Annotated in this window: 24 protein-coding genes and 1 pseudogene; 17 read left to right on the forward strand and 8 right to left on the reverse strand. The window is 33.6% G+C overall.

Annotated features, from left to right (window positions below):
- Positions 1-11 precede the first annotated feature (11 nt).
- The 13 genes and pseudogenes from atpA (at position 12) to MK119_RS06910 (ending at position 12,748) form a co-directional block, all read left to right on the forward strand.
- Positions 12-1,589 (forward strand): F0F1 ATP synthase subunit alpha, encoded by a 1,578-nt coding sequence (gene atpA, locus MK119_RS06850; protein ID WP_290672147.1) that lies wholly within the window; start codon positions 12-14, stop codon positions 1,587-1,589.
- Positions 1,590-1,624: 35 nt separating this feature from the next.
- Positions 1,625-1,966, forward strand: a pseudogene (locus MK119_RS06855) (four helix bundle protein).
- Positions 1,967-1,996: 30 nt separating this feature from the next.
- Positions 1,997-2,857, forward strand: coding sequence for an ATP synthase F1 subunit gamma (atpG, locus tag MK119_RS06860; protein ID WP_290672149.1), 861 nt, complete (start codon positions 1,997-1,999; stop codon positions 2,855-2,857).
- 802 nt (positions 2,858-3,659) lie between these two features.
- Entirely contained in the window at positions 3,660-4,505 is an 846-nt protein-coding gene (locus MK119_RS06865; protein ID WP_290672151.1) for an alpha/beta hydrolase, read from the forward strand.
- A 188-nt stretch (positions 4,506-4,693) separates the two neighbouring features.
- Positions 4,694-5,182, forward strand: coding sequence for a sigma-70 family RNA polymerase sigma factor (locus MK119_RS06870; protein WP_290672153.1), 489 nt, complete (start codon positions 4,694-4,696; stop codon positions 5,180-5,182).
- Entirely contained in the window at positions 5,172-5,726 is a 555-nt protein-coding gene (locus tag MK119_RS06875; protein ID WP_290672155.1) for a hypothetical protein, read from the forward strand. The genes MK119_RS06870 and MK119_RS06875 overlap by 11 nt, the downstream gene beginning before the upstream one ends.
- A 349-nt stretch (positions 5,727-6,075) precedes the next feature.
- Positions 6,076-6,513 (forward strand): hypothetical protein, encoded by a 438-nt coding sequence (locus MK119_RS06880; RefSeq protein ID WP_290672157.1) that lies wholly within the window; start codon positions 6,076-6,078, stop codon positions 6,511-6,513.
- Positions 6,514-6,607: 94 nt separating this feature from the next.
- A complete protein-coding gene (locus tag MK119_RS06885) occupies positions 6,608-8,071 on the forward strand; it encodes an oligosaccharide flippase family protein (protein WP_290672159.1) in 1,464 nt (487 codons plus the stop codon).
- A gap of 90 nt (positions 8,072-8,161) precedes the next feature.
- The gene (dut, locus tag MK119_RS06890; protein ID WP_290672161.1) at positions 8,162-8,596 is read left to right on the forward strand and encodes a dUTP diphosphatase; all 435 of its coding nucleotides are present in this window, start codon (positions 8,162-8,164) and stop codon (positions 8,594-8,596) included.
- A 147-nt stretch (positions 8,597-8,743) separates the two neighbouring features.
- A complete protein-coding gene (locus MK119_RS06895; RefSeq protein ID WP_290672163.1) occupies positions 8,744-9,760 on the forward strand; it encodes a sugar phosphate nucleotidyltransferase in 1,017 nt (338 codons plus the stop codon).
- A 40-nt stretch (positions 9,761-9,800) separates the two neighbouring features.
- Entirely contained in the window at positions 9,801-10,718 is a 918-nt protein-coding gene (locus tag MK119_RS06900) for a tetratricopeptide repeat protein (protein WP_290672165.1), read from the forward strand.
- A gap of 27 nt (positions 10,719-10,745) precedes the next feature.
- A complete protein-coding gene (locus MK119_RS06905; protein ID WP_290672167.1) occupies positions 10,746-11,516 on the forward strand; it encodes a DUF4292 domain-containing protein in 771 nt (256 codons plus the stop codon).
- Positions 11,516-12,748 (forward strand): peptidoglycan DD-metalloendopeptidase family protein, encoded by a 1,233-nt coding sequence (locus MK119_RS06910; protein ID WP_290672169.1) that lies wholly within the window; start codon positions 11,516-11,518, stop codon positions 12,746-12,748. Before MK119_RS06905 ends, MK119_RS06910 begins: the two co-directional genes overlap by 1 nt.
- Before the next feature lie 97 nt (positions 12,749-12,845).
- Here the strand turns inward: MK119_RS06910 and MK119_RS06915 are convergent, their stop codons facing one another.
- Positions 12,846-13,040 carry a hypothetical protein gene (locus tag MK119_RS06915; protein WP_290672171.1) on the reverse strand — a complete coding sequence of 65 codons (195 nt, stop codon included), beginning with the start codon at positions 13,038-13,040 and terminating at the stop codon, positions 12,846-12,848.
- Between the two features lie 645 nt (positions 13,041-13,685).
- Here MK119_RS06915 and MK119_RS06920 point away from each other — a divergent pair.
- From MK119_RS06920 to MK119_RS06930, 3 genes are all read left to right on the forward strand, one after another.
- Complete coding sequence (locus MK119_RS06920; RefSeq protein ID WP_290672173.1) at positions 13,686-13,922, forward strand: hypothetical protein; 237 nt, start codon at positions 13,686-13,688, stop codon at positions 13,920-13,922.
- A 110-nt stretch (positions 13,923-14,032) separates the two neighbouring features.
- Positions 14,033-14,458, forward strand: a complete 426-nt coding sequence (locus MK119_RS06925) for a histidine kinase (RefSeq protein WP_290672247.1) — start codon at positions 14,033-14,035, stop codon at positions 14,456-14,458.
- 328 nt (positions 14,459-14,786) lie between these two features.
- Positions 14,787-14,933, forward strand: a complete 147-nt coding sequence (locus MK119_RS06930) for a hypothetical protein (protein WP_290672175.1) — start codon at positions 14,787-14,789, stop codon at positions 14,931-14,933.
- An 86-nt stretch (positions 14,934-15,019) separates the two neighbouring features.
- Here MK119_RS06930 and MK119_RS06935 read toward each other — a convergent pair whose 3' ends face one another.
- From MK119_RS06935 to MK119_RS06965, 7 genes are all read right to left on the reverse strand, one after another.
- Entirely contained in the window at positions 15,020-15,532 is a 513-nt protein-coding gene (locus tag MK119_RS06935; protein WP_290672177.1) for an acyl-CoA thioesterase, read from the reverse strand.
- A gap of 326 nt (positions 15,533-15,858) precedes the next feature.
- Positions 15,859-16,212 carry a DUF6686 family protein gene (locus MK119_RS06940; RefSeq protein ID WP_290672179.1) on the reverse strand — a complete coding sequence of 118 codons (354 nt, stop codon included), beginning with the start codon at positions 16,210-16,212 and terminating at the stop codon, positions 15,859-15,861.
- Between the two features lie 12 nt (positions 16,213-16,224).
- Positions 16,225-17,466, reverse strand: a complete 1,242-nt coding sequence (locus MK119_RS06945; protein WP_290672181.1) for an NADPH cytochrome P450 oxidoreductase family protein — start codon at positions 17,464-17,466, stop codon at positions 16,225-16,227.
- A gap of 9 nt (positions 17,467-17,475) precedes the next feature.
- Positions 17,476-18,426, reverse strand: coding sequence for a PepSY-associated TM helix domain-containing protein (locus tag MK119_RS06950; protein WP_290672183.1), 951 nt, complete (start codon positions 18,424-18,426; stop codon positions 17,476-17,478).
- Between the two features lie 7 nt (positions 18,427-18,433).
- Positions 18,434-18,931 carry a DUF2271 domain-containing protein gene (locus tag MK119_RS06955; RefSeq protein ID WP_290672184.1) on the reverse strand — a complete coding sequence of 166 codons (498 nt, stop codon included), beginning with the start codon at positions 18,929-18,931 and terminating at the stop codon, positions 18,434-18,436.
- A 96-nt stretch (positions 18,932-19,027) separates the two neighbouring features.
- Complete coding sequence (locus tag MK119_RS06960; protein WP_290672187.1) at positions 19,028-20,527, reverse strand: ankyrin repeat domain-containing protein; 1,500 nt, start codon at positions 20,525-20,527, stop codon at positions 19,028-19,030.
- Between the two features lie 7 nt (positions 20,528-20,534).
- Positions 20,535-21,440: a DUF6607 family protein gene (locus tag MK119_RS06965; protein ID WP_290672189.1), complete on the reverse strand. Its 906-nt coding sequence runs from the start codon at positions 21,438-21,440 to the stop codon at positions 20,535-20,537.
- A 103-nt stretch (positions 21,441-21,543) separates the two neighbouring features.
- On the opposite strand from MK119_RS06965, the gene MK119_RS06970 reads away from it, so the two are divergent.
- The gene (locus MK119_RS06970; protein ID WP_290672191.1) at positions 21,544-23,691 is read left to right on the forward strand and encodes a TonB-dependent receptor plug domain-containing protein; all 2,148 of its coding nucleotides are present in this window, start codon (positions 21,544-21,546) and stop codon (positions 23,689-23,691) included.
- The last annotated feature ends 1 nt before the right edge of the window (position 23,692 follow it).

Below are 23,692 nucleotides of genomic sequence, written 5' to 3' on the forward strand. Positions count from 1 at the left end.
TACTAAATAAAATGGCAGAAGTTAAAGCTGCTGAGGTATCAGCAATATTAAAAAAACAACTTTCAGGATTTGAAGCTACAGCTTCTCTTGATGAAGTTGGAACTGTACTACAAGTAGGTGATGGTATCGCTCGTGTTTACGGATTAGCTAACGCTCAATACGGAGAATTAGTAGAATTCGAAACAGGAATGGAAGGTATCGTATTGAACCTTGAAGAAGACAATGTTGGTGTGGTATTATTAGGGCCTTCTAAAGAAATTAAAGAAGGAGCTACTGTAAAGCGTACACAGCGTATTGCTTCTATTAAGGTAGGAGAAGAAATGGTAGGACGTGTAGTTGATACGTTAGGAAATCCAATTGATGGAAAAGGACCAATCGGAGGCGATTTATATGAAATGCCTTTAGAGCGTAAAGCACCTGGAGTAATCTTCCGTCAGCCAGTAGATGAGCCAATGCAAACAGGTATCAAATCAATTGATGCAATGATTCCTGTAGGTAGAGGACAACGTGAGTTGGTAATTGGTGACCGTCAAACTGGTAAAACAACTGTTTGTATCGATACAATTTTGAATCAAAAGGAATTTTACGATGCAGGTGAGCCAGTTTTCTGTGTATATGTTGCTGTTGGACAAAAAGCGTCAACTGTAGCAGGTATTGCTAAAACATTAGAAGAAAAAGGAGCATTAGCGTATACAGTAATTGTAGCAGCTAACGCATCAGATCCTGCACCAATGCAGGTATATGCACCATTCGCTGGAGCAGCAATCGGAGAATATTTCCGTGATACAGGTCGTCCTGCATTAATCGTGTATGATGATTTATCAAAACAAGCGGTTGCATACCGTGAGGTATCGTTATTATTACGTCGTCCACCAGGACGTGAGGCGTATCCAGGAGACGTTTTCTACCTTCACTCAAGATTATTAGAACGTGCTGCAAAAGTGATTGCAGATGATGATATCGCAAAAAATATGAATGATTTACCAGAATCATTAAAGCCAATCGTAAAAGGAGGTGGATCGTTAACAGCGCTACCAATCATTGAAACACAAGCGGGAGACGTTTCTGCATATATTCCAACAAACGTAATTTCGATTACAGATGGACAGATTTTCTTAGAATCTGACTTATTTAACTCTGGTGTTCGTCCAGCGATTAACGTAGGTATCTCGGTATCTCGTGTAGGAGGTTCGGCTCAGATTAAATCAATGAAAAAAGTATCTGGTACATTAAAACTTGATCAAGCACAGTTCCGTGAATTAGAAGCATTCGCGAAATTTGGATCTGACTTAGATGCAGCAACTTTAAACGTAATTGAAAAAGGTAGACGTAACGTAGAAATCTTAAAGCAAGCACAAAACGATCCATACACAGTAGAAGATCAGGTTGCTATTATCTACGCTGGTTCTAAGAACCTATTAAAAGACGTTCCTGTAGAAAAAGTAAAAGAATTCGAAAGAGATTACATTGAGTTCTTAAACGCAAAACACAGAGGTGTTTTAGATACCTTAAAAGCAGGGAAATTAACAGACGAAGTTACAGATACGTTAACAACGGTTTGTAAAGAATTGTCTGCGAAATATAACTAATTCTGAATTAAGAATTCTAAGTTCAGAATTAGGTAATGGCTTACAAGGAAAGAAACAATGTCGTTGTTGATAAAAGCTTTTATTTTGGTTGCGACATTGTTAATTTCTGTAAAGAATTAAAACAAAATCACAACTTTGAAATTGCGAGTCAATTAATAAGAGGTGGCACAAGTATAGGTGCAAACATCAGGGAATCATAACGTGGTGTTAGTACCAAAGACTTTAAAAATAAATTAAGTATTGCGCTAAAAGAAGCAGATGAAACGCTTTATTGGTTAGATATCATAGAGGAAACTACAATGCAGGTTCCAAATGATCTAAAAGCCAAATGTGAAGAACTAATCAAGCTTTTAGTTACAATAATTAAAAATTCATAATTAAGAATTCTGAATTCATAATTACAAAAGATGGCAAACTTAAAAGAAATACGTAATAGAATTGGTTCTGTAAAATCAACAATGCAGATTACGAGTGCTATGAAAATGGTATCGGCAGCAAAGTTGAAAAAAGCACAAGACGCGATCACTGCGATGCGTCCGTATGCTAATAAATTGACAGAATTACTACAAAGTTTAAGCGCAACATTAGATGCAGATAGCGGAAGTAAATTTGCAGAACAACGCGAAGTAAGCAAAGTATTATTAGTAGCTATTACATCTAACAGAGGATTGTGTGGAGCGTTTAACTCTAACATCATCAAACAATCAAACAACCTTATCAACAATGTATATGCTGGAAAACAGGTAGATGTATTGACGATCGGGAAAAAAGGAAACGATATTTTATCAAAAACAAATACGATTGTTGAAAATCGTAGTGATGTTTTTGATGCGTTAACGTTTGATAATGTAGCAGCAATTGCTGACAAGCTGATGGAATTGTTTGAAGCAGGATCGTATGACAAAATCGAACTTGTATACAACAAATTCAAAAATGCAGCGACACAAATCGTAATGACAGAGCAATTCTTACCAATTGTACCTGCGGAATCTGATGCAAATGTTCAACTAGATTATATTTTTGAGCCATCAAAAGAAGAAATTGTTGAAGGATTGATTCCAAAGTCATTAAAGACACAATTATTCAAAGCAATCAGAGACTCTTTTGCAAGTGAGCACGGAGCGCGTATGACGGCGATGCACAAAGCAACGGACAACGCCGCAGAGTTAAGAGACTCATTAACGTTGACATACAACAAAGCACGTCAGGCTGCTATTACAAACGAAATCTTAGAAATCGTTGGTGGAGCAGAAGCTTTAAATAACTAAAATAATATGTACACTGAGCGAAGTCGAAGTGTACTGAACGTAGAATATAAAAAACCTCATGTAAACATGAGGTTTTTCATTTTTATATCATTTGATTCGTTATTACGAGGAAGCATGACGAAGTAATCTGTCAAACTAGTATTTGAAACGTCTTTGCGAACGCAGTGAAGCAATCTGCCTAAATCATACATAAAGCAGTATACGAAATAAACAGGCTGCCACGTCATACTTCCTCGCAGTGACGTATCAAAAAGTTTTCCAACCGTCAGATCGAGTGGTAAATCAAAGATTCGTTGTATCGAGATCAGCTCAGAACTTCAAAGTTTTCTCGATACAATTCGCTTAGGCAAATCACTCAAAGTGACGCTTAGATTTCACAGAAAAACAAATCCACAAAAAACGAATTAACAAAAAGCAAGAGTAAGCAATCTAATAGCGTATCGCTCTAACATCTAACAGTGTAAGCGTGTCTAAAAAAAGTGTTCACACTCAGCGAAGTCAAAATAAAAAAATCGCGGGAATCCACAACTTCAAATATCAAATTCATTTATAAATAGACTGCCACGTCATACTTCCTCGCAGTGACGAATAAACAAACCCCCAAAAAACAATAAAAACACGCAATAGGAAATAATTTAACAGCGAAGCGCTCTAAGAGATTTCCGCCTAAGCGGAAATAAATCTAATAGTATAAGCGTGTCTAAAAGCACAGCGTTCTAAAAAAATATTCACACTGAGCGAAGTCGAAGTGTAACATTTTCAAAAAACTGTATCTAAAGGGAAAATCAAAAAAACAAACAGTATGCAAACCTTTAGAAAAATACTCATTGTACTAACCATTTTAATAAGTTACACAGTACAATCACAAGAAACCGCATTCCAAGTAAAAGTTACAGGAAAAGGAGATCCTGTTTTACTCTTTCCAGGATTTAGTTGTACAGACGATGTTTGGGAAGACACCGTAAAAGAACTTTCCAAAACCCACGAATGTCATATATTCACTTTTGCAGGATTTGGAGATGTACCTGCGATTGAATCTCCTTGGTTAGAAACCATTAAAAATGATGTTTCAACATACGTAACTCGTAAAAAACTGCACAAACCTACAATTATCGGGCATAGCATGGGCGGAACGTTAGCGTTGTGGTTGGCTTCAGAAAACCCAAACACCTACAAGCAATTAATCATCGTAGACGGATTGGCAAGTATTGGAGCTTTAATGATCCCTAATTTCTCAAGTGACAAAGTAAGTTACGACAATCCGTTTGCCAAGCAGCAATTAAAAATGGATACTACTGCTTTCAACAAAATGGCAACACAAATGGCAGCAGGAATGACTTTGAATAAGGAAAAACAACCGCAAATCGTTGCGTGGATGGAGCAAGCGGATAGAAAAACCTATGTGTATGGATATATTGATTTAATGAAATTGGACTTGCGTGAAAATATTCAAAACATACAAATTCCTGTAACCATCATGGCGGCAGTTAGTTTTTATCCAAAACCACAAGTAGAAAAATTATACACAGAACAATATCAAAAATTGACTAACAAAAATATTTTATATGTTGAAAACTCAGCACACTTTATTATGTTTGACCAAGCAGATTGGTTTTTAAAAGAAGTTTTGAAAGTAGTTAAGGGTTAAAAAGTGTAGAGTCATGAGTTATGAAAATTAACGAATAAACAAATAGCAAATACACAAAAAAGAAGTTTAAAAAGCTTATTTGTTTAGCAGTTTATGTTTTGATTTAAAAACAGAACAGCATATTCAAAACCCAAAACCCAAAACCCAAAACCTAAAACCCAAAACCTAAAACCCAAAACCTAGAAAAATTGTCACAACAATTTACAAACATATACAAAGATCACTATGACAAAGTCTACAGGCTGTGTCTCGGATACGTCAATGGAGATGAAACAGTAGCGAAAGACTTGGCACAAGAAGTTTTCATAAAAGTCTGGGAACATTTGGATCAATTCAAACAAAAATCCAGCATAGGAACTTGGATCTACCGAATCACAGTCAATACGTGCTTACTATTCATCCGAAAAAACAAAAAAAGAAGCTATAATTTGCCCGAAACACAAGAAGATGATCACAATGTAGAAGAAGAAGAAAAAGTGCATCAAAATCGTTTAAAACAAATGTATGCGTGTATTCAACAACTCAAAGAAACGGAACGAATCGTCATCTTATTAGTCTTAGAAGGCTTACCACAAAAAGAAATCTCGGAAATCACTGGGCATTCACACCAAAACATTCGCGTAATGGTACACAGAATCAAAGAAAAACTCACAAAATGCGTCTCTCATGGAATTTAAAGATATACAAAACACATGGCAACAACAATCAGGTCAAGAAACCACACTTCCTGATTTTGAACCTGTCAAACAAAAACTGCAAAAATTACGTAAAGGACAACGAATCACACAACTTATTTTAGGAATTACAGGAATTGTACTCATTGTATTTTTCTTCTACATTTCAGCCTATAAATACAATGGAACTTTACTAGGAATGTCATTACTTATTGGAGTCATTGTAACACGTGTTTGGATTGAAGTCAGGAGTAGACAAAAATTACGAAACATCAATATATTACTTTCGCTAGAAGACTTCAAAGCGCAACTCATTTCGTATTACGAAAAAAGAAAAACACTAGCTTTTCGAATTATACCGATATTACTTATCATATATAACATTGGCGTTTTCATAATGATGTATTATTTTTATAAATACCTATCCAGAGGATTTTTCTATTATGTAGTCATCTCGTATGGAGTTTCGTTTATAATTCTATTCTATTTCATCCGAAAACAAGTATTGGAAGAACTGTTTATCTTAAAAACATTACAGGAAGACTAAAAGTGAAGTAAATCAGTAGTAAAGTATGAATGTTGAAATTTATTTGGTTAACTTGGAAGTATTCTTGTTAGAATAATAAATGATACATGTTGAATTTTAAATTAGTATCAAAGAAAAAACAATAATAGGAGCGTAAATGTCACTTCGAGTGATTTGCCATAGAAAGTTGTATTTGGAATATAGTTAATAAAACCATGGAGAAGTATTTTGTAAAAACGAACAAACAAGTTGACGAATCGAGAAAGGACAAATCCACAAAAAGCAATTTAACACACAACAAATGCACAAATACATATTGCCCATATTAGTACTAATTTGTTTCACAAGCTGCTCATCACAACAAACAACTGTGAAACTTCAAGAAAAAACACCATTTACTATAACATCAGCTTTCTCCCAAGGATGGACTGGTGGGCACGAAGGTAGTGGAAGTGGACTCAATGTACACATGACCATTAAAAATCTCAACAAAAAACAAATCACGTTGAAAGATTTTTATTTCAGAGGAAAAAAAACAGCGATAGAAGATAATTCCAATAACAACAATGACTTATATATTGCACGTTTTCTTACACTAGCAAAAAAAGAAGTCATTTTACATAATGACCACAAAAAAGAAGCAGGAAACGAACCGCCAGAATTACAACCTAAATTTCCGGGTGAATTATTAAATAATGAAGGAATTATTAGCTATGAAGAAGAAGGAAAATTAAAATACTACAAGCTAAAAAATATCCTCTACAGATTCCCTATATCCTATCCAAGTGCACCACCAAATAAGCAATAAATAGTATATATATTCAAGTCATCATGATCGTGTAAAAATCATTTTGGCAAAGCCCGCAGAAATCAATACTTTTGAAAGGTAAACAAAACATTCCTTGAGCGCATTAAAAAAGTTCTTCAAAGACACCATTATCTATGGAATTGCAGCAATACTTCCACGTGCTGTCAATATTGGTTTAGTAAGATTACATACTGATGCTTTTGGTTCTGAGCGCTATGCCGTCAATACAGAATACTATGTATATGCAGCTTATTTAAATGCATTACTTACATACGGAATGGAAACCGCGTTTTTTCGTTTCTTCAGTAAAGAACAAGAAAAAGGGAAAATTATTTCCACATCGTTTATCAGTTTACTCTTTACAACCTTAGTTTTTTTAGCATTAGGATTGAGCTTTGCGCCAGAAATCACCAGTTTTTTTGGCTTTGAAAAGGTAATGTATGTCAAAATTTTGGTATGGACAGTATTTTTAGATACCATTGTAGTCATACCATTTGCTTACTTGCGTGTAACAAACAGACCCATTCGTTTTGCTGGAATCAAAATTGTAAACATTGTATTTTTGGCAATATTAAATATACTCTTCTTATGGGCAATTCCTAATGGAATTCTTTCGGAAGGAATTGTGCCAGAGGCATTGAATTTTTATGTAGATGGAGAACCGCAAGTAATTTATATTTTCTTGGCAAATGTATTTGCAAGTCTATTGACACTACTATTGCTATTACCGAATATTCTCAAAATCAAATGGACGTATGATTATAGTATTCTCAAACGATTGTTAATCTACGGATTGCCAATTATGGTTGGTAGTTTGGCATTTGTAACCAATGAAAATATTGACAAACTCTTTTTAGGAGAAATTATTGGCGATACCGAAATGGGAAAATACTCTGGTTGTTATAAACTAGGAGTATTTATGACGCTATACATTATGGCGTTTCGTTTAGGAGCAGAACCTTTCTTCTTCAATCATGCAAAAGAAAAAAATGCCAAAAACAACTATGCTACCATTCTCAAATGGTTTACCATATTTGGAGCTATATTTATGTTGATTGTTGTGGCATATATTGACATTTTTGCCAATATATTAATTAGTAAAAAAGAATACTTAGATGCCTTAGCAATTGTACCAATCATTCTGTTAGCAAACCTGTGTTTAGGAATCTATAACAATCTATCTATTTGGTACAAACTAACTGATAAAACCAAGTACGGAATGTACATTTCTATCTTTGGTGCCATTGTCACTATTGGATTTAATTTGATAATGATTCCGATCATTGGATTCATGGCATCAGCTTGGGCAACTTTAGTAGCCTACGGAAGTATGATGATCATTTCGTATGTGCTTGGACAAAAGCATTATGCTGTTCCTTACAATGTTCCGCAAATAGGAGTGTATGTAGTATTGGCGGTAACGCTTTCGGCAGTTTCATTCTACACTAGCTTTCGAGGAAATTATATCATCGCAACTGCGTTAGTTTTAGTATTTTTGGCAATAGTTTATGTATTAGAACGAAAAGAATTAAAACGCTTATTGCGGAAAGGTTCTTAAAAACTAAAATTGTCAAAAAACAGATGAACTAAGTAACAAAAAAGACAAAAACCCAATACCAAAAACCTAAGACCCCAAAAGCATCAAACAATGACCATAAAAATCATCAACAAATCCCAACACGCATTACCACATTATGAAACTTTGGCTTCTGCCGGAATGGATTTACGTGCAAACCTAACGGAAGCAATCACACTTGAACCAATGGACAGAGCCATCATAAAAACGGGATTGTTCATAGAATTACCAGTCGGATACGAAGCACAAGTGCGTCCTAGAAGTGGTTTAGCAGCAAAAAAAGGAATCACGGTACTCAATGCGCCAGGAACTGTTGATGCAGACTATAGAGGAGAAATCGGAGTAATCTTAGTCAATTTATCCAAAGAAACATTTGTCGTAGAAAATGGAGAGCGCATCGCACAATTAGTCATTGCAAAACACGAACGTGCTGAATGGCAAGAAGTCACCGAACTTTCAGAAACTGATAGAGGCGCTGGCGGATTTGGAAGCACAGGAACAAAGTAGTTTTAAATGCCAAATATTGATTTTTCTATTTACAAATAAACGAATACAAAAAACAAACAGCACATAACTCACAACTGAGCAAAGCGATATAAAAACAATAATAAAAAGCTAGTGGCTCCAAGCCAAAAGCAAACTAAACAATAAGAGATGAAAATAATAGTACCTATGGCAGGAAGAGGTTCACGCCTTCGTCCACATACACTTACGGTTCCAAAACCATTAATTCCCATTGCAGGAAAACCAATTGTGCACCGATTAGTTTCTGATATCGCTAAAGTATTAGGCGAACCAATTGATGAAGTAGCATTTGTATTAGGTGATCCAGCATTTTTTGGAGAAGATGTAGTAGAAAGTTTAACGGAATTAGCCGAAAGTTTAGGGGCAAAAGCAAGTATCTATCGCCAAGATCAGCCATTAGGAACTGGTCATGCTATTATGTGTGCAAAAGATTCACTATCTGGTCCTGCGGTAATCGCTTATGCAGATACTTTAATTAGAGCGGATTTCAATCTTGATAAAGATGCCGATGCAGCCATTTGGGTAAAACAAGTAGAGCGACCAGAAGCCTATGGTGTTGTAAAATTAAACGAAAACAGGGAAATCATAGAATTGGTGGAAAAACCTGCCGAATTCGTTTCTGACTTAGCAGTAATCGGAATCTACTATTTCAAAGATGTTGCAGTACTAAAAGACGAATTACAATATGTATTAGACAATAATATCATTCACGGAGGCGAATACCAAATTAACGATGGTATCAAAGGAATGATGGCAAAAGGTCGCCGTTTTGTTACAGGAAAAGTAGACGAATGGATGGACTGTGGAAACAAAAATGTAACCATTGAAACCAATGGAAAAATGCTAGGATTTTTACAGGCAGATGGTGAAAAATTAGTAGCAGACTCAGCACAAGTAATCAACTCAGAAATCATTCCTCCTTGCTACATCGGTGAAAATGTTGTGATTAAAAATGCTACGGTTGGACCAAATGTTTCTGTAGGTAATAATACACAATTAGAAAATGTTAGTCTTAAAAATAGTTTAATTCAAACCAATTCTACCGTAAAAAATGCTAATTTAGATGAAGCAATGATTGGTAACCATGCAAAATATGATGGAAGTTTTACCAAAATTAGTATTGGTGACTACTCAACATTGGAATAATAATTGAGAATACTAAAAAAATAATCACGTGAAAAAATACATGTACATACTTCTGCTCTCAGGAATAATAACTTTTATTCCTGAGCATGTACATGCGCAAGAAGAAGAAAGTGCTGAGATTTCATTAGAAGAAAACATAGACGAATTTCAAGAACATTTCTTCGAAGCACTGAAACAACGTGGAATTGAAAATTTTGATCGGGCTGTAGACGAATTGCTCAAATGCCAAAAAATAGACAACAGTGCTACAATTTCTTTTGAGTTAGGAAAAAATTATTTCTCACTCAAAGAATATGAAAAAGCCAAAGAAGCGTTTCAAACAGCAGTCAACAAAAAACCACAAAATCAGTGGTACCTTACCGGATTGTTCAATGTAAAAGTAAAAATGGGCGAACGAGAAGAAGCGCTAGACATTGGAAAAAAAGTAGTACGCCTCAATCCTCAATTTGGAGAAGAAATTGCCAAAGTGTATGTGGGAATGGGCGAGTACAAAAAAGCGCTCAAAGAACTTCAAAAACTTCAAAAAACGGGAGGATTATCTTTTACAGCTGCCAATATGAAAGCGATGTTAGATCAAAATTTCAGCAAAAAGAAGAAACAAAATGGTAAAGTAGCTAAGGTTATTAATCAAACACCAAAGCCAAGAGTACGAGGCGATGGCAAAATATTAGATCAAGTTAAAGATGCTTTAAAAACCGAATCGTACGAAGCTGCAAACCGCTTGGCAAAAATTGGTTTAAATGACTTTCCTTCACAACCAAAACTATATTTATACAATGCAAAGGCATTAAATGCGTTAAAACAATATAAGAAAGCGATAGAAATGCTTGAAATTGGACTGGATTATATTATTGATGATGCGCCACTTGAAAAAGAATTCTATCAAACCTTTGTAGCTGCGTATAAAAAAATGGGCAACTCCAAAAAGGAAAAATTTTACCAAAAAAAAATACAATAAGCGTTTTCGCGAAATAAAATAAAATACTTGAAAAATAGAATTCACATCTTTATCACTAGTATGGTATTACTTTTTTTAGTAGGCTGTAAATCTGCACAAACAGTTGTTTCTTCGGGTGAAGTCGCCAATCTGTCTACCAAAAATATTATCAAAAACCATTACCGAAATGCTTTAAATTTCAAAACCATTCGTGGGAAGCTTAAGGTAAATTTTGATGATGGAAACATGAAAGATAACTTTACGCTTAGTCTGCGCATGGAAAAAGATAAAGCCATTTGGATAAGCGCAAAACTATCCTTTGTCAAAATATATATGACACCAACTGAAGTAAAGTTCTATAGTAAATTGGATAATACTTATTTTGTAGGTGATTTTAAGCTCATTAGCAGATTTATAGGGACAGAATTAGATTTTGAAAAAGTACAAAACTTATTAATTGGCGATGCGTTATTCAATCTAAAAAATGAAAAATTTGATTCGGAAGTTATCGATAATACCTATGCCTTAATTCCAAAAAAAGATTTTGAACTCTTTAAGCGATTATTTTTCTTAGATGCCTTCCATTTCAAAGTAAAAAAACAACAACTCGCACAAACTGCCGAACAACGTTTGTTGACCATTGCATATCCAACATACCAAGAAATAACTGGGCAAATATTTCCAAAAAATGTAGAAATAACAGCAAAAGAAATCAATAAAACGACAACCATTCAAGTAGAATACCGTAAAGTTACGTTTAACGAAAAGGTTCGTTTTCCTTTTAAAATTCCTAACGGATATACTGAAATCAAAATCTAGTGAAGTCAATATTCAATAAACATATCATTCAAAAAATTACGGTTGTCTTGCTCTTATTGGTAAGTACGGCGAGCATGGCGCAAGACAAAAAGAAAGAATTGGAAGCCAAGCGTCAACGTTTGCAAAAAGAAATACAACTCATCAATAAATTGATTCGTAAAAACACATCCAAAACAAAATTTATTGTTGAGGATGTGCAAAGCTTAAATCATAAAATTCGTGTAAAGCGAGATTTAATCAAAGTGATGAATCGTCAAACAAATCTATTGACGAGTCAAATTAACAACAACATCAAAAAAATAGCACAATTACGAGACGATTTAACGAAGTTGAAAGCAGATTATGCTGAAATGATTCGAAAGACTTATAAGAGTCGCTCAGAGCAAAGTAGATTGATGTTTTTACTTTCGTCAGAAAGCTTCCTGCAAGCCTACAAACGTGTACAATACATGAAACAATACACGGATTATCGAAAGAAGCAAGGAGAAGCCATTGTTATACGTACCAAAGAATTACAAGAATTAAACAAAACCTATTCGGGACAAAAAAAGGAAAAAGAAGTACTCATTACCGAAAACCGAAAGGTGCAAAAGGAACTAGAAAAAGAAAAAAAGGTGCAAAACGAAATGTTAACTTCATTGCGTAAAGACAAAAACAAATACGCGGCACAAGTTAGGAAGAAGCAACAACAAGCAGATGAAATTGATCGTCAAATAGACAAAATTATCCGTGATGCCATTGCAAGTTCCAACAAAAAAGCAGGGAAAACAACGACAAGTAAAACCTATGCATTAACGCCAGAAGCAAAAGCTATTGGAAACAGTTTTGCTGCAAACAAAGGAAAGCACATTTGGCCAGTTGCTGAAGGAACCAAAGTTCGTGGTTATGGAAATTACCGAGATGTGGTAAATCCGAATGTAACCAGAGTGAGTAATGGTGTAATCATTGCTACAAATCAAGGTGAAATTGTTCGTGCTGTGTATAAAGGAGAAATCACCAGAATCTTTACAACAAAAAAAGGTGTAAAATGTGTTTTAATTCGTCATGGAAGTTACTTTACAACCTATTTTGGACTTAAATCGGTTTCTGTTAAAACAGGCGATAAAGTATCCACAAAACAACAAATTGGAACCATGTTTACCAACGAAAGCACAGGAAAAACAGAACTTAAATTCACAGTTTTCAAAAACACGACACGCTTAAATCCAGAAACGTGGTTGTATAGAATGTAGCGATTCTTACGTAGCAAAGCCAACATGTATTAGCCATAAAGAAATGGACTTTTCAAAGCCCGTTTTCTTCATAAAGATTATGATCTTAGTTTTGCTACTATCTAATAGGTGCAGGTTTCCAAGTGTCTGTATTATTGCAGCAACTTATTCCTCCTTGACATGGAGCCATAGTACTCAATAAGCCATCATTGGACAAAATTGTGTCATAAGTTCTCCCGCCAAGAGCTTCATAACTTAAATAGGAAATACTTTTTTTGTTGAGTCGCAACTCATTTGAATTTCTCTTTTTCATAATAGTAATGTTTTAATGTTACTCAATATTAAAACATACAATCAAAATATTGCTCCTACAAAATCTATGATTTTAATTGGAATCATATCGTTTATAATAAAAAAAGCAACCCATAAGAGGATTGTTCTGTGCATTTTTTTATGTAATACCTATATAACCAACATGAATTTAATGTGGACAATTTTGCATTACAAGCGAACAGTATAAACCATAACTATCATCACAGCATTTAGTTCCTTCTTGACATGGTCCCATAGTACTTTTTAAACCATCAAATGTTTCAACGCCTTATCTTCTTCATAAAGCTTTATAGCTTAAATTGGAAATTCTCTTCTTATTAAGTTTTAAACCTTTTAAATTTTGTTTCTTCATAATGCTTCTATTTTAAGTTATACGTGTTCTCAAAAGTAAAATTGAAAACAACGTTTGCCATCCTACAAAATGCATGATTTTGTTTTTTTAGTTATTGGTAATATTTAAATTAGTTAAAACTAAAAACATATTTAGTTTGAATCTAATATTAAAAGGATCTCATTTTGAAGCATATAACATCTTATATTTTAAAAGGAATAAAAACCTAAGAATCAATAACGAGCAATTAACAACTAAAATAAAACGCTATGTTTAAACTGAAAAAAGTTACAAATGGCAAACATCTGTATTCTTGAAGACGATCAAAATCATGCGTATGCTTTACAAGAAAAAGTAAAAGCCATTGGACATACAGTACAAAAAATTTGTGTTTCTTTTGAAGCAGCATTACAAACGATCAAACAAAGCACTCCTAATATTATTTTACTAAATATCTATTTGCAATATGATAATGAAGGTATCCAGCTAGCACAAGTCATCAAAAGTTTTTCCTCAATTCCTATTATATAAAACCACAGCTATTTATGAGAGTGAAGGCATGTAAGATGATATAAACTATTTTGTAAACTTATCCAGTATTAGTGAAATTTTACTTAGTTTAAAGTATCATAAAAGAGGCTATTCTAAATCTTGATAAAGAAAAACTACAACAGCGGTTTTTACGTACACAGTTAAATCCTAATTTCTTTTTTCATGCATTAACAGCCATTGAAAGTCACATATATAAGGAATATAAAGATACAGCAGCAGTATTTTTACAAAAATTTGGAGCCTTAATGCGAACTATTTTAGAATCTTCGGATATTGATTCTATTCCGCTGGACACAGACATAAATTTCATTAAAAAATATTTGACATTACAGTCGCTTAACAATCCATCAAACTTTACACATGATGTAAAAGTTTCGAAAGAATTGAATCTTTCCAATACGATGATTCCGCCTTTTGTCGAAAATGCCATTCTGCATGGTGTTTCTTCTTTAGAAAATGGACATATCACTATTGAGTATACCAAACAAGAAAGCGATCTTTTAATTGCTATTTAAGACAACGGAAAAGGAATTACTGCTGCGCCTAAAAAATCAGGAATGCTGCATCGTTCTATGAGTACTGATATTATAAAACAACGCATTGAAAACATTCAAAAAGTACACAAAATGAAAATTCAGTACGAAGTATCTTCTGTGGAGAATACCACGGTCATATTTTGAATTCCAATAAAATATGGAAATTTTAGATTTTCATAATACTCGTTTTTTACACTCAACCTCATCAAAAGCACTTTTAAATTCATCAAAACGACGTTCCGACTCACGAGCTTTTATCATGAGAAATAAAAAAATAAGTTTGAGTATTAACTAAAACTAATAAATCATGAAGAAACAAATTAAAAAATTAGCATTAAGTAAAAAAGTTGTAGCTAATTTTGATGGTGTAAATGGTGTTCGTCCACCAGCATCACATGATTGGACAAGATGCCATGATGCTTGCACTGTAATCCTGGCAACTAGTATTTTTTGATGCAAATATGAATAAAACATAAAAGCGGGAAATTCAATATTTCCCGCTTTTTGTATTTTATAAAATTTAAATCAAAAATCTTTCTACTATTGATCAAATAAGGCTTTCAATTCGCTGGCTTCACTTGGTTTCATCTTTCCTGCCAATACCAAACTCAATTGGCGTCTACGTAACGCACCTTCATAGCGTTCTTTTTCTAAATCAGTTTCAGGAACCAAACAAGGAATTTGTACAGGTCGTCCTGTATCATCTACAGCAACAAATGTATAAATAGCTTCGTTGGCTTTATCTCGCATTCCCGATTCGCGATCTTCAATCCACACATCAATATAAATTTCCATTGATGATTTAAAAGCTCTAGAAATATTGGCTTCAACCGTTACCACACTTCCCACAGGAATAGAACGATTGAATGCTACGTGATTTACAGAAGCAGTCACTACAATACGTCGCGAATGTCTACGTGCGGTAATACTTGCAGCTCTGTCCATACGTGCCAGCAATTCGCCACCAAATAAATTATTTAACGGATTTGTTTCACTTGGCAATACCAAATCTGTCATTATCGTTTTCGATGATTTCGGGTGTTTTGTTTCCATCAATACATTTTTTGCAAAGGTACACAGATTCGTTAGTAAGAATGCTAAAAAAATAACAATAATTGCGCTCCTAAGAGCGCAATTATATCACAAGGGTTTTTTATAACAAATAATGCTATTATTGCGTAATCTAATAACTTAAACACAATATAAATTACAAACAACAAGTTTCTAAATTTAGTTATCAATTAGGCTTACTTCCATAAACACCTTATAATAAAAACCCACCATAATTGATACTAAAAACAATTTTTACAAAACTTATTTCCCTTGCTATATGAGAAGTTTCCTGGATAATTCACAAACCTAGAAACCTCCATAGTTTTTTAATTTATGACTAATGTGTAATCGATTTCAGAAGCATCTAAAAGTGGTTTTTCGGAAGTTGACTTGCTACAAAAAAGCACTTTGAGTTCTTCTATTTCGTGTTTGTTAAACATCAAAATCAAATTATCCTGCATCGTAGGAATTGGAATTTTACGCTTTATGTTCACATTTGCATACTTATGCTGCCAATACGCAATGTCAATTGTAAATAAATATGCTTTGAATTCTTCAAACTGTTCCTCAGAAAACTCTAAATAGATATTTGCAAATTCTAAATGATAAATTTTACAGTTTTTGCAAAACGTTAAAATTCCACTATTTACTTGACTAATTGTCGTTAATGAACTACACATATATTTTTCTTTTTAATAACAATCCATTTTTAATTGCTCTCTATTTTCAAACTCACTCAAAGGCATGCTTAACTTTGATCGTGTAATGGTTTCTAACACATTTAGCACTTGGTTTTGCATGGCAACAGAGCCGCAAATCATAAGTACACCATCGTTTTGTAATACGTGCGCTATAAAATTTTGCTGTTGTATGAGTATATCTTGTACATATTGCTTTGTTGAGGTTTCTTGCGAATAGGCTATATGAAGATTTGTGAGTTGTTTTGAAGCTAAACCAGTATCTAAAATACTTTTATAAACTTCTACAGAAGTTTTGGTGCGTGTTCCCCAAAATAAATACAGGTTTTTAGCATCTTTGTTTTCATTAATCATCCCTAAAAATGGACCAATTCCCGTACCATTAGCAATCATGACAATATCATTTGCATACTTTGGAAAATGAAACTCATGATTACGTTTAACCTTTGCTTTAATAATTTTACTATCAGAAAGTTGACTTAAATATGTTGAGCAAATTCCGAATTCATGTTTTTTAACGCTTAGTACGATATCATTGTCTATTTTTCCAATCGAATACTGACGTTCAACCAAATCACTTTCAGGATAGAATGATAGTAAATCTCCCGATTGGAATTTTTGCTTTTTTGTAGGTTTCAGACGAATTAAAAAAGTAGCATCTTCATTTAAATCAGAACGATTAACTACCGAAAACGAACATAATTTTTTTAGATTGACATTAACTTTTGGTTTTTCAATTGTGATTGGAATTTTAGTATGATTTCCCCAATCTTTTGCCCAATCTTCAAATGCTGTAAACGATTGATTGTTAATTTTAACCATAGGTAAAAGTTGTGTAAAACTTTTATGAGCTTTTAGCATTTCATCTACATCGATGGCATATTTACAAAAGTCAGGATACATTAACGAACCAAAGCCAACCACCGAATATGTAATGGTGTTTTGTTGTGTATTATTTTGTAGTAATTTTTGAAAATTTTTAGCATTGCTTGGCGCTTCTCCTTCGCCATACGTTGCTGTCATTACCGCCAAATGTTTGGCATTTGCATATTGCTCATACTTGTTCAATTGTGTGATAAATACTGTTTTTTCATTTGCAATAAGCGCCTCAAAAAACACTTTTGCAAAACGATAGGTATTTCCTGTTTCAGAACCTACTAAAATGATATATTCCGCACTGTCTTTACCGTAAATATTTTTTGGAATGCCTTGTTTTTTAGTACGTTTCAGCGTCATTTTAAAACCTTAATAGATAAAAAATAGCAAAGCAATACTGGCGACCAACAACACAATAGCCCACCAAATACTGCCTTGCCCAGTATGTAAAATTAAACTCCATTGAGAAGCTAATGCAACCCAAGGAAATTGATATAAACTTAAAACTTCACCTGTATATTGATGTATTTGTAATTCTTTATCTGCGAGTTCAATCAAAAAATAATCTTCTACGTCGGTAGAAAAAGGAAACTCAATACTTTTTAATTCGGCCAGTGAGGTATTTTGAAACAATTCAAAATCTGACGGAAGTGTTTTTTTAGGAATAGTTTCTGTAAGCTCAACATTTTGATGCGAAACTTGATAGGATGGAAGCCAAGAAAACTTTTCAAGCGATAAGTATACGCCAGTAAGCGTAATAATTGCTAAAGGAATAAATAATATTTTCCCCAATTGAACATGATAATATTGTTGAAAATTCTCTTTGACAACCTTAGAAAAAAAGCGTTTAAAACCTCCTTGACGCTTTGCAATAAGGAAGATTCCAGTTATAGCAATAAGAAATAGCAATAAGGAAGCAAAACCGACTAAAAAACGTCCTGTGCTTTTTAAAAAAAGTGAACGATGTAAGTTGGTAGCAAATTTAAAAACAGGTGCTTTTTCAACAATGTTGCCTAGCTTTTCTCCTGACGTTGGATTGATATAAAATGTTTCACTATCACCTTCTTTTGTAATGACAGAAGCAACCACAAAATCATCATTGGATACTTTTACATAGATGACCTCATCGTATTTTTTTTGTAAAGCATCAACTGTAGTTGCAATAGAAATTTCATCTAAATTCTTTATAGCAAAAGGTTCTAGCTGATTTGAAATAGGCTCAAATGCTAGAATAATTCCCGTAACGGAAGCCAATACTATAAAAAGAGAAGAAGATATAGCCAACATGAGGTGACTATATCTCCAGATTGAAATTGCCATTACATAGCTAAATTTGTTGAGGAATCATACGAATGTATCGTATAAACCCTTTTCCTTCTACCTTACTTTTAACAGTTTTTGATGTGAGTTCAAATTGCACATCATCTGTGTAATACTCTTGATCTTCTACCGCAGTCTCAAAACGAATTTTATAACCTGCATCGATTTTATCGTTCGGAATTTCAATGACACTGATTTTGCGCTCGCCGCCACTGATTGTTTCTCCAGTTATGGCATCGATATCCGGACGTCTTTTTCCATGAAACTTCCACCATTCAGTAATGTCAGAGTACCATTCGTCATCATTTCCTTGTACATACAATGTTTGTACATATTTATTGTTATTGTCTAATAAAGAAATGACCACATAAGCGCCTTCACCTGTGTAATTTTTCATCTGAATCATACATTTGTATTTAGAAGCCTCCATATTTTTAAAACTCATCAATGCAAATGCAGAAAGTAGACAAGTGACTGTAAAAATGGTTATGATTGTTTTTTTCATTTGTTGATATTTATTGCTTTTTGTTTGTCGAATGGAATTTGCCAATGGAATTTTTCATAAGAATTAATCGAATTATTATGGCTCATTTCATTTATATTATTTCAAAAAGGTGATATCTATATTTTCTTGTTGTAATAATTCATTTTCTTGTGCCAAATCATACACACTTTCTTCAAAAGCAGTTTTCTGTGATTTGTCAGCTCCAATCGATAGTAAATACTTTAAAATCTTTGTATTCTTGGCTTTCATGGCTGCCATATGCAATGGAGAAATACCATCTTTATTTTGTTGATTTACATCTATACCAAGTGAATGCACATATTGAAGAAGGTCTAAGTTTTCAGACTCAAGTGCTAAGTGGAATAGTGAATTCCCATTAGTTTGCGCCTTCTTGAAATTGAATCCTTTGCTTTTTAACAAAGCAAGCTTTTTATGGAAGTTTTCTGGTTTTTTAGCATTGTAATTCTTCAATACATAATACCCAAGATTGTTTTGCTCTTTATCTACAACGTTTACATTTGCACCTTTTTCAAGAAGAAATGCTATAACCTCAAAAGAGTTACGACGTACAGCATTTGATAAAGCTGATCTTCCTTCTTTGTTTTGGTGATTGATATCTTTTGTAAGCGAAGCTAAATATTTGATTACTTCTTCATTGTTGCTTGAAGCTGCATATAAAAGTGATGTGTCTCCATCAGTATTTGCTTGATTTACATCAACTCCTTTTTCTACAAAATATTTAAATGTTTCTACATCTTTTGATTTGTATGAAAGTGCATGCAAAGGAGTTTCGCCATCAGTTGTGATAACATTTGGTGCAATTCCTAACGATGCTAGGTATTTAAATGTATCCAAGGTATTTGTTTTTTTTCGCAAACCACGACTTGCAAAAATGATGGCGTTTTCTCCTTTGGTACTAACCGATTTATAATCAATTCCATTCGCAATCAAACGTTTCATCAATGGAATATTTCCAGCTTTGGCGGCATAATTAAAAATTCCATTTCCGTTGTTGTCTGTACTTTTTAGTGAAAGTCCTTTCGAGATAAAATAGTCAATAATTGAATACTCTTTAGCAAAAGGTGCTACTAACAGTAGTGCATTAGCGCCATTGTTATTGGTTTCTTTTGTAAAATCTGCACCATGAATGAGACAAAAATTATACAAGTCAGGATTTAACTGACCTGTAACTGCTGCAAAATTTGCCAAAGAATACCCATGGCTATCAATGATGTCTGTTTTCGCACCTTTTTCAACTAAAAATCGCATTATTTCCAGATTATCTCTGTAGGCTGCCCAAAATATATACGTTCTTCCGTCATGCGTTAATTTATTAACGTCATTTCCTTTTTTAGAAAGTAAATATTTAATGGTTTTATTATCTGTTTTTTCGATAAGCGCCATGGAAACTGCATCAAACATGTGACGATCTAATTCTGCAATATCGTTTCCTTCGGCTATTTTTTTCTTAATATCTGCTATGCTTGGATTGGTTTTCCAATACGCTCTGCTCAAAAACTCATTAGACTCTTGAGCCAAGCTCAAACCAACAAACAAAAGCAATAAACTTGAGATATATGTCTTTATATTTTGCATAGCTGTTTTATTTCTTTACAAAAGATTCTATGACTTCATTAATCTCATCTTCCTTAGTCATTTCATCAGCAAACAAATACTTGTATAATACTTTGTTGTCTACTTTTGCCTGTAATGATAAGTTGGTATCTCTTCCATATACTTCTGCCCATTTTTTACGAACAGTTGCCCATTTTTCTTGATGTTCTTTCCACCAATCAGCAGCGCCTTTACAACGACTATCAGCTACTTTTTTATAGGTATTGTATCCTTTTTCACTTGCAATAATGATATCGTCTTTTCCTGCTTCACGAATTACTTTTAAGTTATCTTGATCGTGAACCCAACCATCATTTGTTATTTCATGTCTGTTGCCACGAACAGTTACATTATAATCGCTACGTTTTGTATATTCACGTCTTGGTAATGGTGCATCTGTTGTGTTTTCCCAGAAGCTTTTTCCATCAACATGAACCCAAGTTCCAGAACCTTCATAACGTGGACTATCATCTACTTGAAATACTTTTTGTGTCCATTGTTTTTTAACATCAGACTTCGATTTCTTTTCATAAACCCAATTATTGTCACCGTTATACATATAGAAATCTGTGTTTTCATATAACCAATCTTGTCTCCAGTGTTTTACGATATATGGTTTTGCAGGATTTCCTACTTGTAATAAATGCTGGATAGAGATTTTATTTTTTTCATCTACAACTAACTGTGCCCATTCTAAAGCTTTATCAGTTTTTGTTTTCGATGGTTTGTATAATGAATCGTTACTATACTGAAAAGTTTCAGCAAAATTGAAGGTAACTTCAAAACAGCCACACATTTCTTTGATAGCGTTTCTATCTTTTTTCTTTTTACTCTGAGCTAGTATGGTGTTGATACTTAGTATGGTTAAAACGAATATTATTGCGATTTTTCTCATGTTAATATTGATTAGCGTTATCAGAAAAATAATTTAAAATTTATTTATACTTATTTAGATTGAATTAAAATAACCTATATATTTGCAGCAAATTTAAAATAGAATGAGTCTAAATAAAAATTATTTCTGCATTATTTTTTCATTTTTTTTGGTGAATGCGGCATTTAGTCAGAAAAAAGACGAAGCAAAGAAAGATTCTGTCAAAGTTGAAAAGCTTGAAACAGTTGTAATTACAGGACAGCATAATCCGCAATCGGTTAAAAAGTCGGTTTTTGAAGTAAAAGTAATTGACAGAAAAGAGATCAAACAACGCGCTGCGAATAACCTAGCTGACTTGTTAAATCAGTCATTGAACATAAACATCATTCCAAATGCTTCTACAGGGAAATCAGGAGTTACATTATTCGGTTTAGATGCGCAATATTTTAAAATTTTAATTGACAATGTTCCTGTAATTAATGAAGAAGGTGTTGGAAATAACGTCGATTTAACACTGATAAATCTTGATGATATTCAACAAATTGAAATTGTGGAAGGTGCTATGGGCGTGCAATATGGAGCCAATGCAGTTTCTGGAGTAATCAATATCATTACAAAGAAATCGTCAGCATACAAAACTCGTATTAATGCTTATGTTCAAGAAGAAACGGTTGGTAATGAGTACGACTGGTTTGACAAAGGACGGCATATTCAATCGGTTAAAATAGGACATAATTTTACAGATGATTTATATGGAGATATTACCTATACACGAAATGATTTTGGTGGTTTTTGGGATAATAGGCAAGGAGAAGTATATGACCGAAATGATGGATTACGTGGTCATGTTTGGTTGCCAAAAGAACAACACAATGCAAAGTTATTATTGAATTATAAGAAAGACAATTTCAACGTTTTCTACAAGTTCGATTATTTTAACGAGAATATTGATAGATTCAATCCTATTGTAAATCTAAATGAAAACCCTGCGACTAGCACAAGTGACCCGCTAGCGTTGGATGAAATTTATACAAACGAGCGTTTAATTCATCATGTAAACAGTAACGGAAAGTTTGGAAAACAAGTAAACTTTAATATTTCTCTTTCGTACCAAGAACAAACCAAAGATTTAGAAACTTATACGTATCGTATCCGTCGAGACGAGAGATTGAATATTCAAAAAGGAGAATATTTATCACGTTCAGCGTTATTTTCTAGAGGAACATTTAGCAATTTAGTACAAACAGAAAAATTTAATCTACAAGCTGGTTATGAGTTTACAAATGAAAAAGGTTCAGGTTCGCCATTAGCCATTACGATTGACCCTACAGAAAGTGCAGTTTCGCAACGATTGAGCAATTATGACTTTTTTGCTTCCTCTGAAATCAATGTGTCAGATCGCTTCTCTTTACGTCCTGGCGCTAGAGTTTCCTTTACCAATTTGTTTGACAATCAGTATGTATTTTCTTTGAGTTCTAAATACCTCTTTAAAGGAGATTGGGAATTGCGCGGAATTGTAGGTTCTTCAAACAGAACACCTAGTTATGACGAATTGTTCACCTATTTTGTAGATGTAAATCATAATGTACAAGGGAATCCAAACTTAAATCCTGAACGTGGATTATCAGCGTTTTTACACTTAAAAAAGCGTTCTTGGTTGGCAGATGATGCCATTCAATTAAAAAATAAAATTAGCCTCGCCTATTTAGATGTAAAAGATAGAATTGAATTGATTATAGTGCAGCAAAATCCATTGGCGTTTCAGTACAACAATATAGATTCTTATAAATCTCTCGGAGTATTTTTTGAAAATGCATTGCAATACAAAAATCTACAAGCACAATTAGGATTCTCAATTTTAGGAGTTTCAAAAGTGTTGGATAGCAACACGAATTCAAACGATGATTTTCTGTACAATTTTCAAGTAAACAGTAATATCAATTACCGTGTTCCTAAATGGAATTCCACATTTGCTGTGTATTTCAAACATCTTGGAAAACAATATCAATTCGTTGAAAAAACAAATGCAGAAGGAAATCAAGAGTTTGTGCGTGGAACTACCGATGCCTACAGTTGGTTAGAAGCTACGGTAAAGAAAGGATTCTTTAACAATACAATAGAAACCACATTTGGAGTGCGAAATCTATTCGATGTTACCAATGTAAATACAAGTGCTTTTTCTGGAGGAGCGCATGATGGACCGCCAACAAGTTTGTTAATCGGATATGGAAGATCCTACTTTTTAAGACTAGCATACAATTTAAATCTATAGA

The sequence above is a fragment of the Kordia sp. genome (genome assembly GCF_022447245.1).
Taxonomy (GTDB): Bacteria; Bacteroidota; Bacteroidia; order Flavobacteriales; family Flavobacteriaceae; genus Kordia.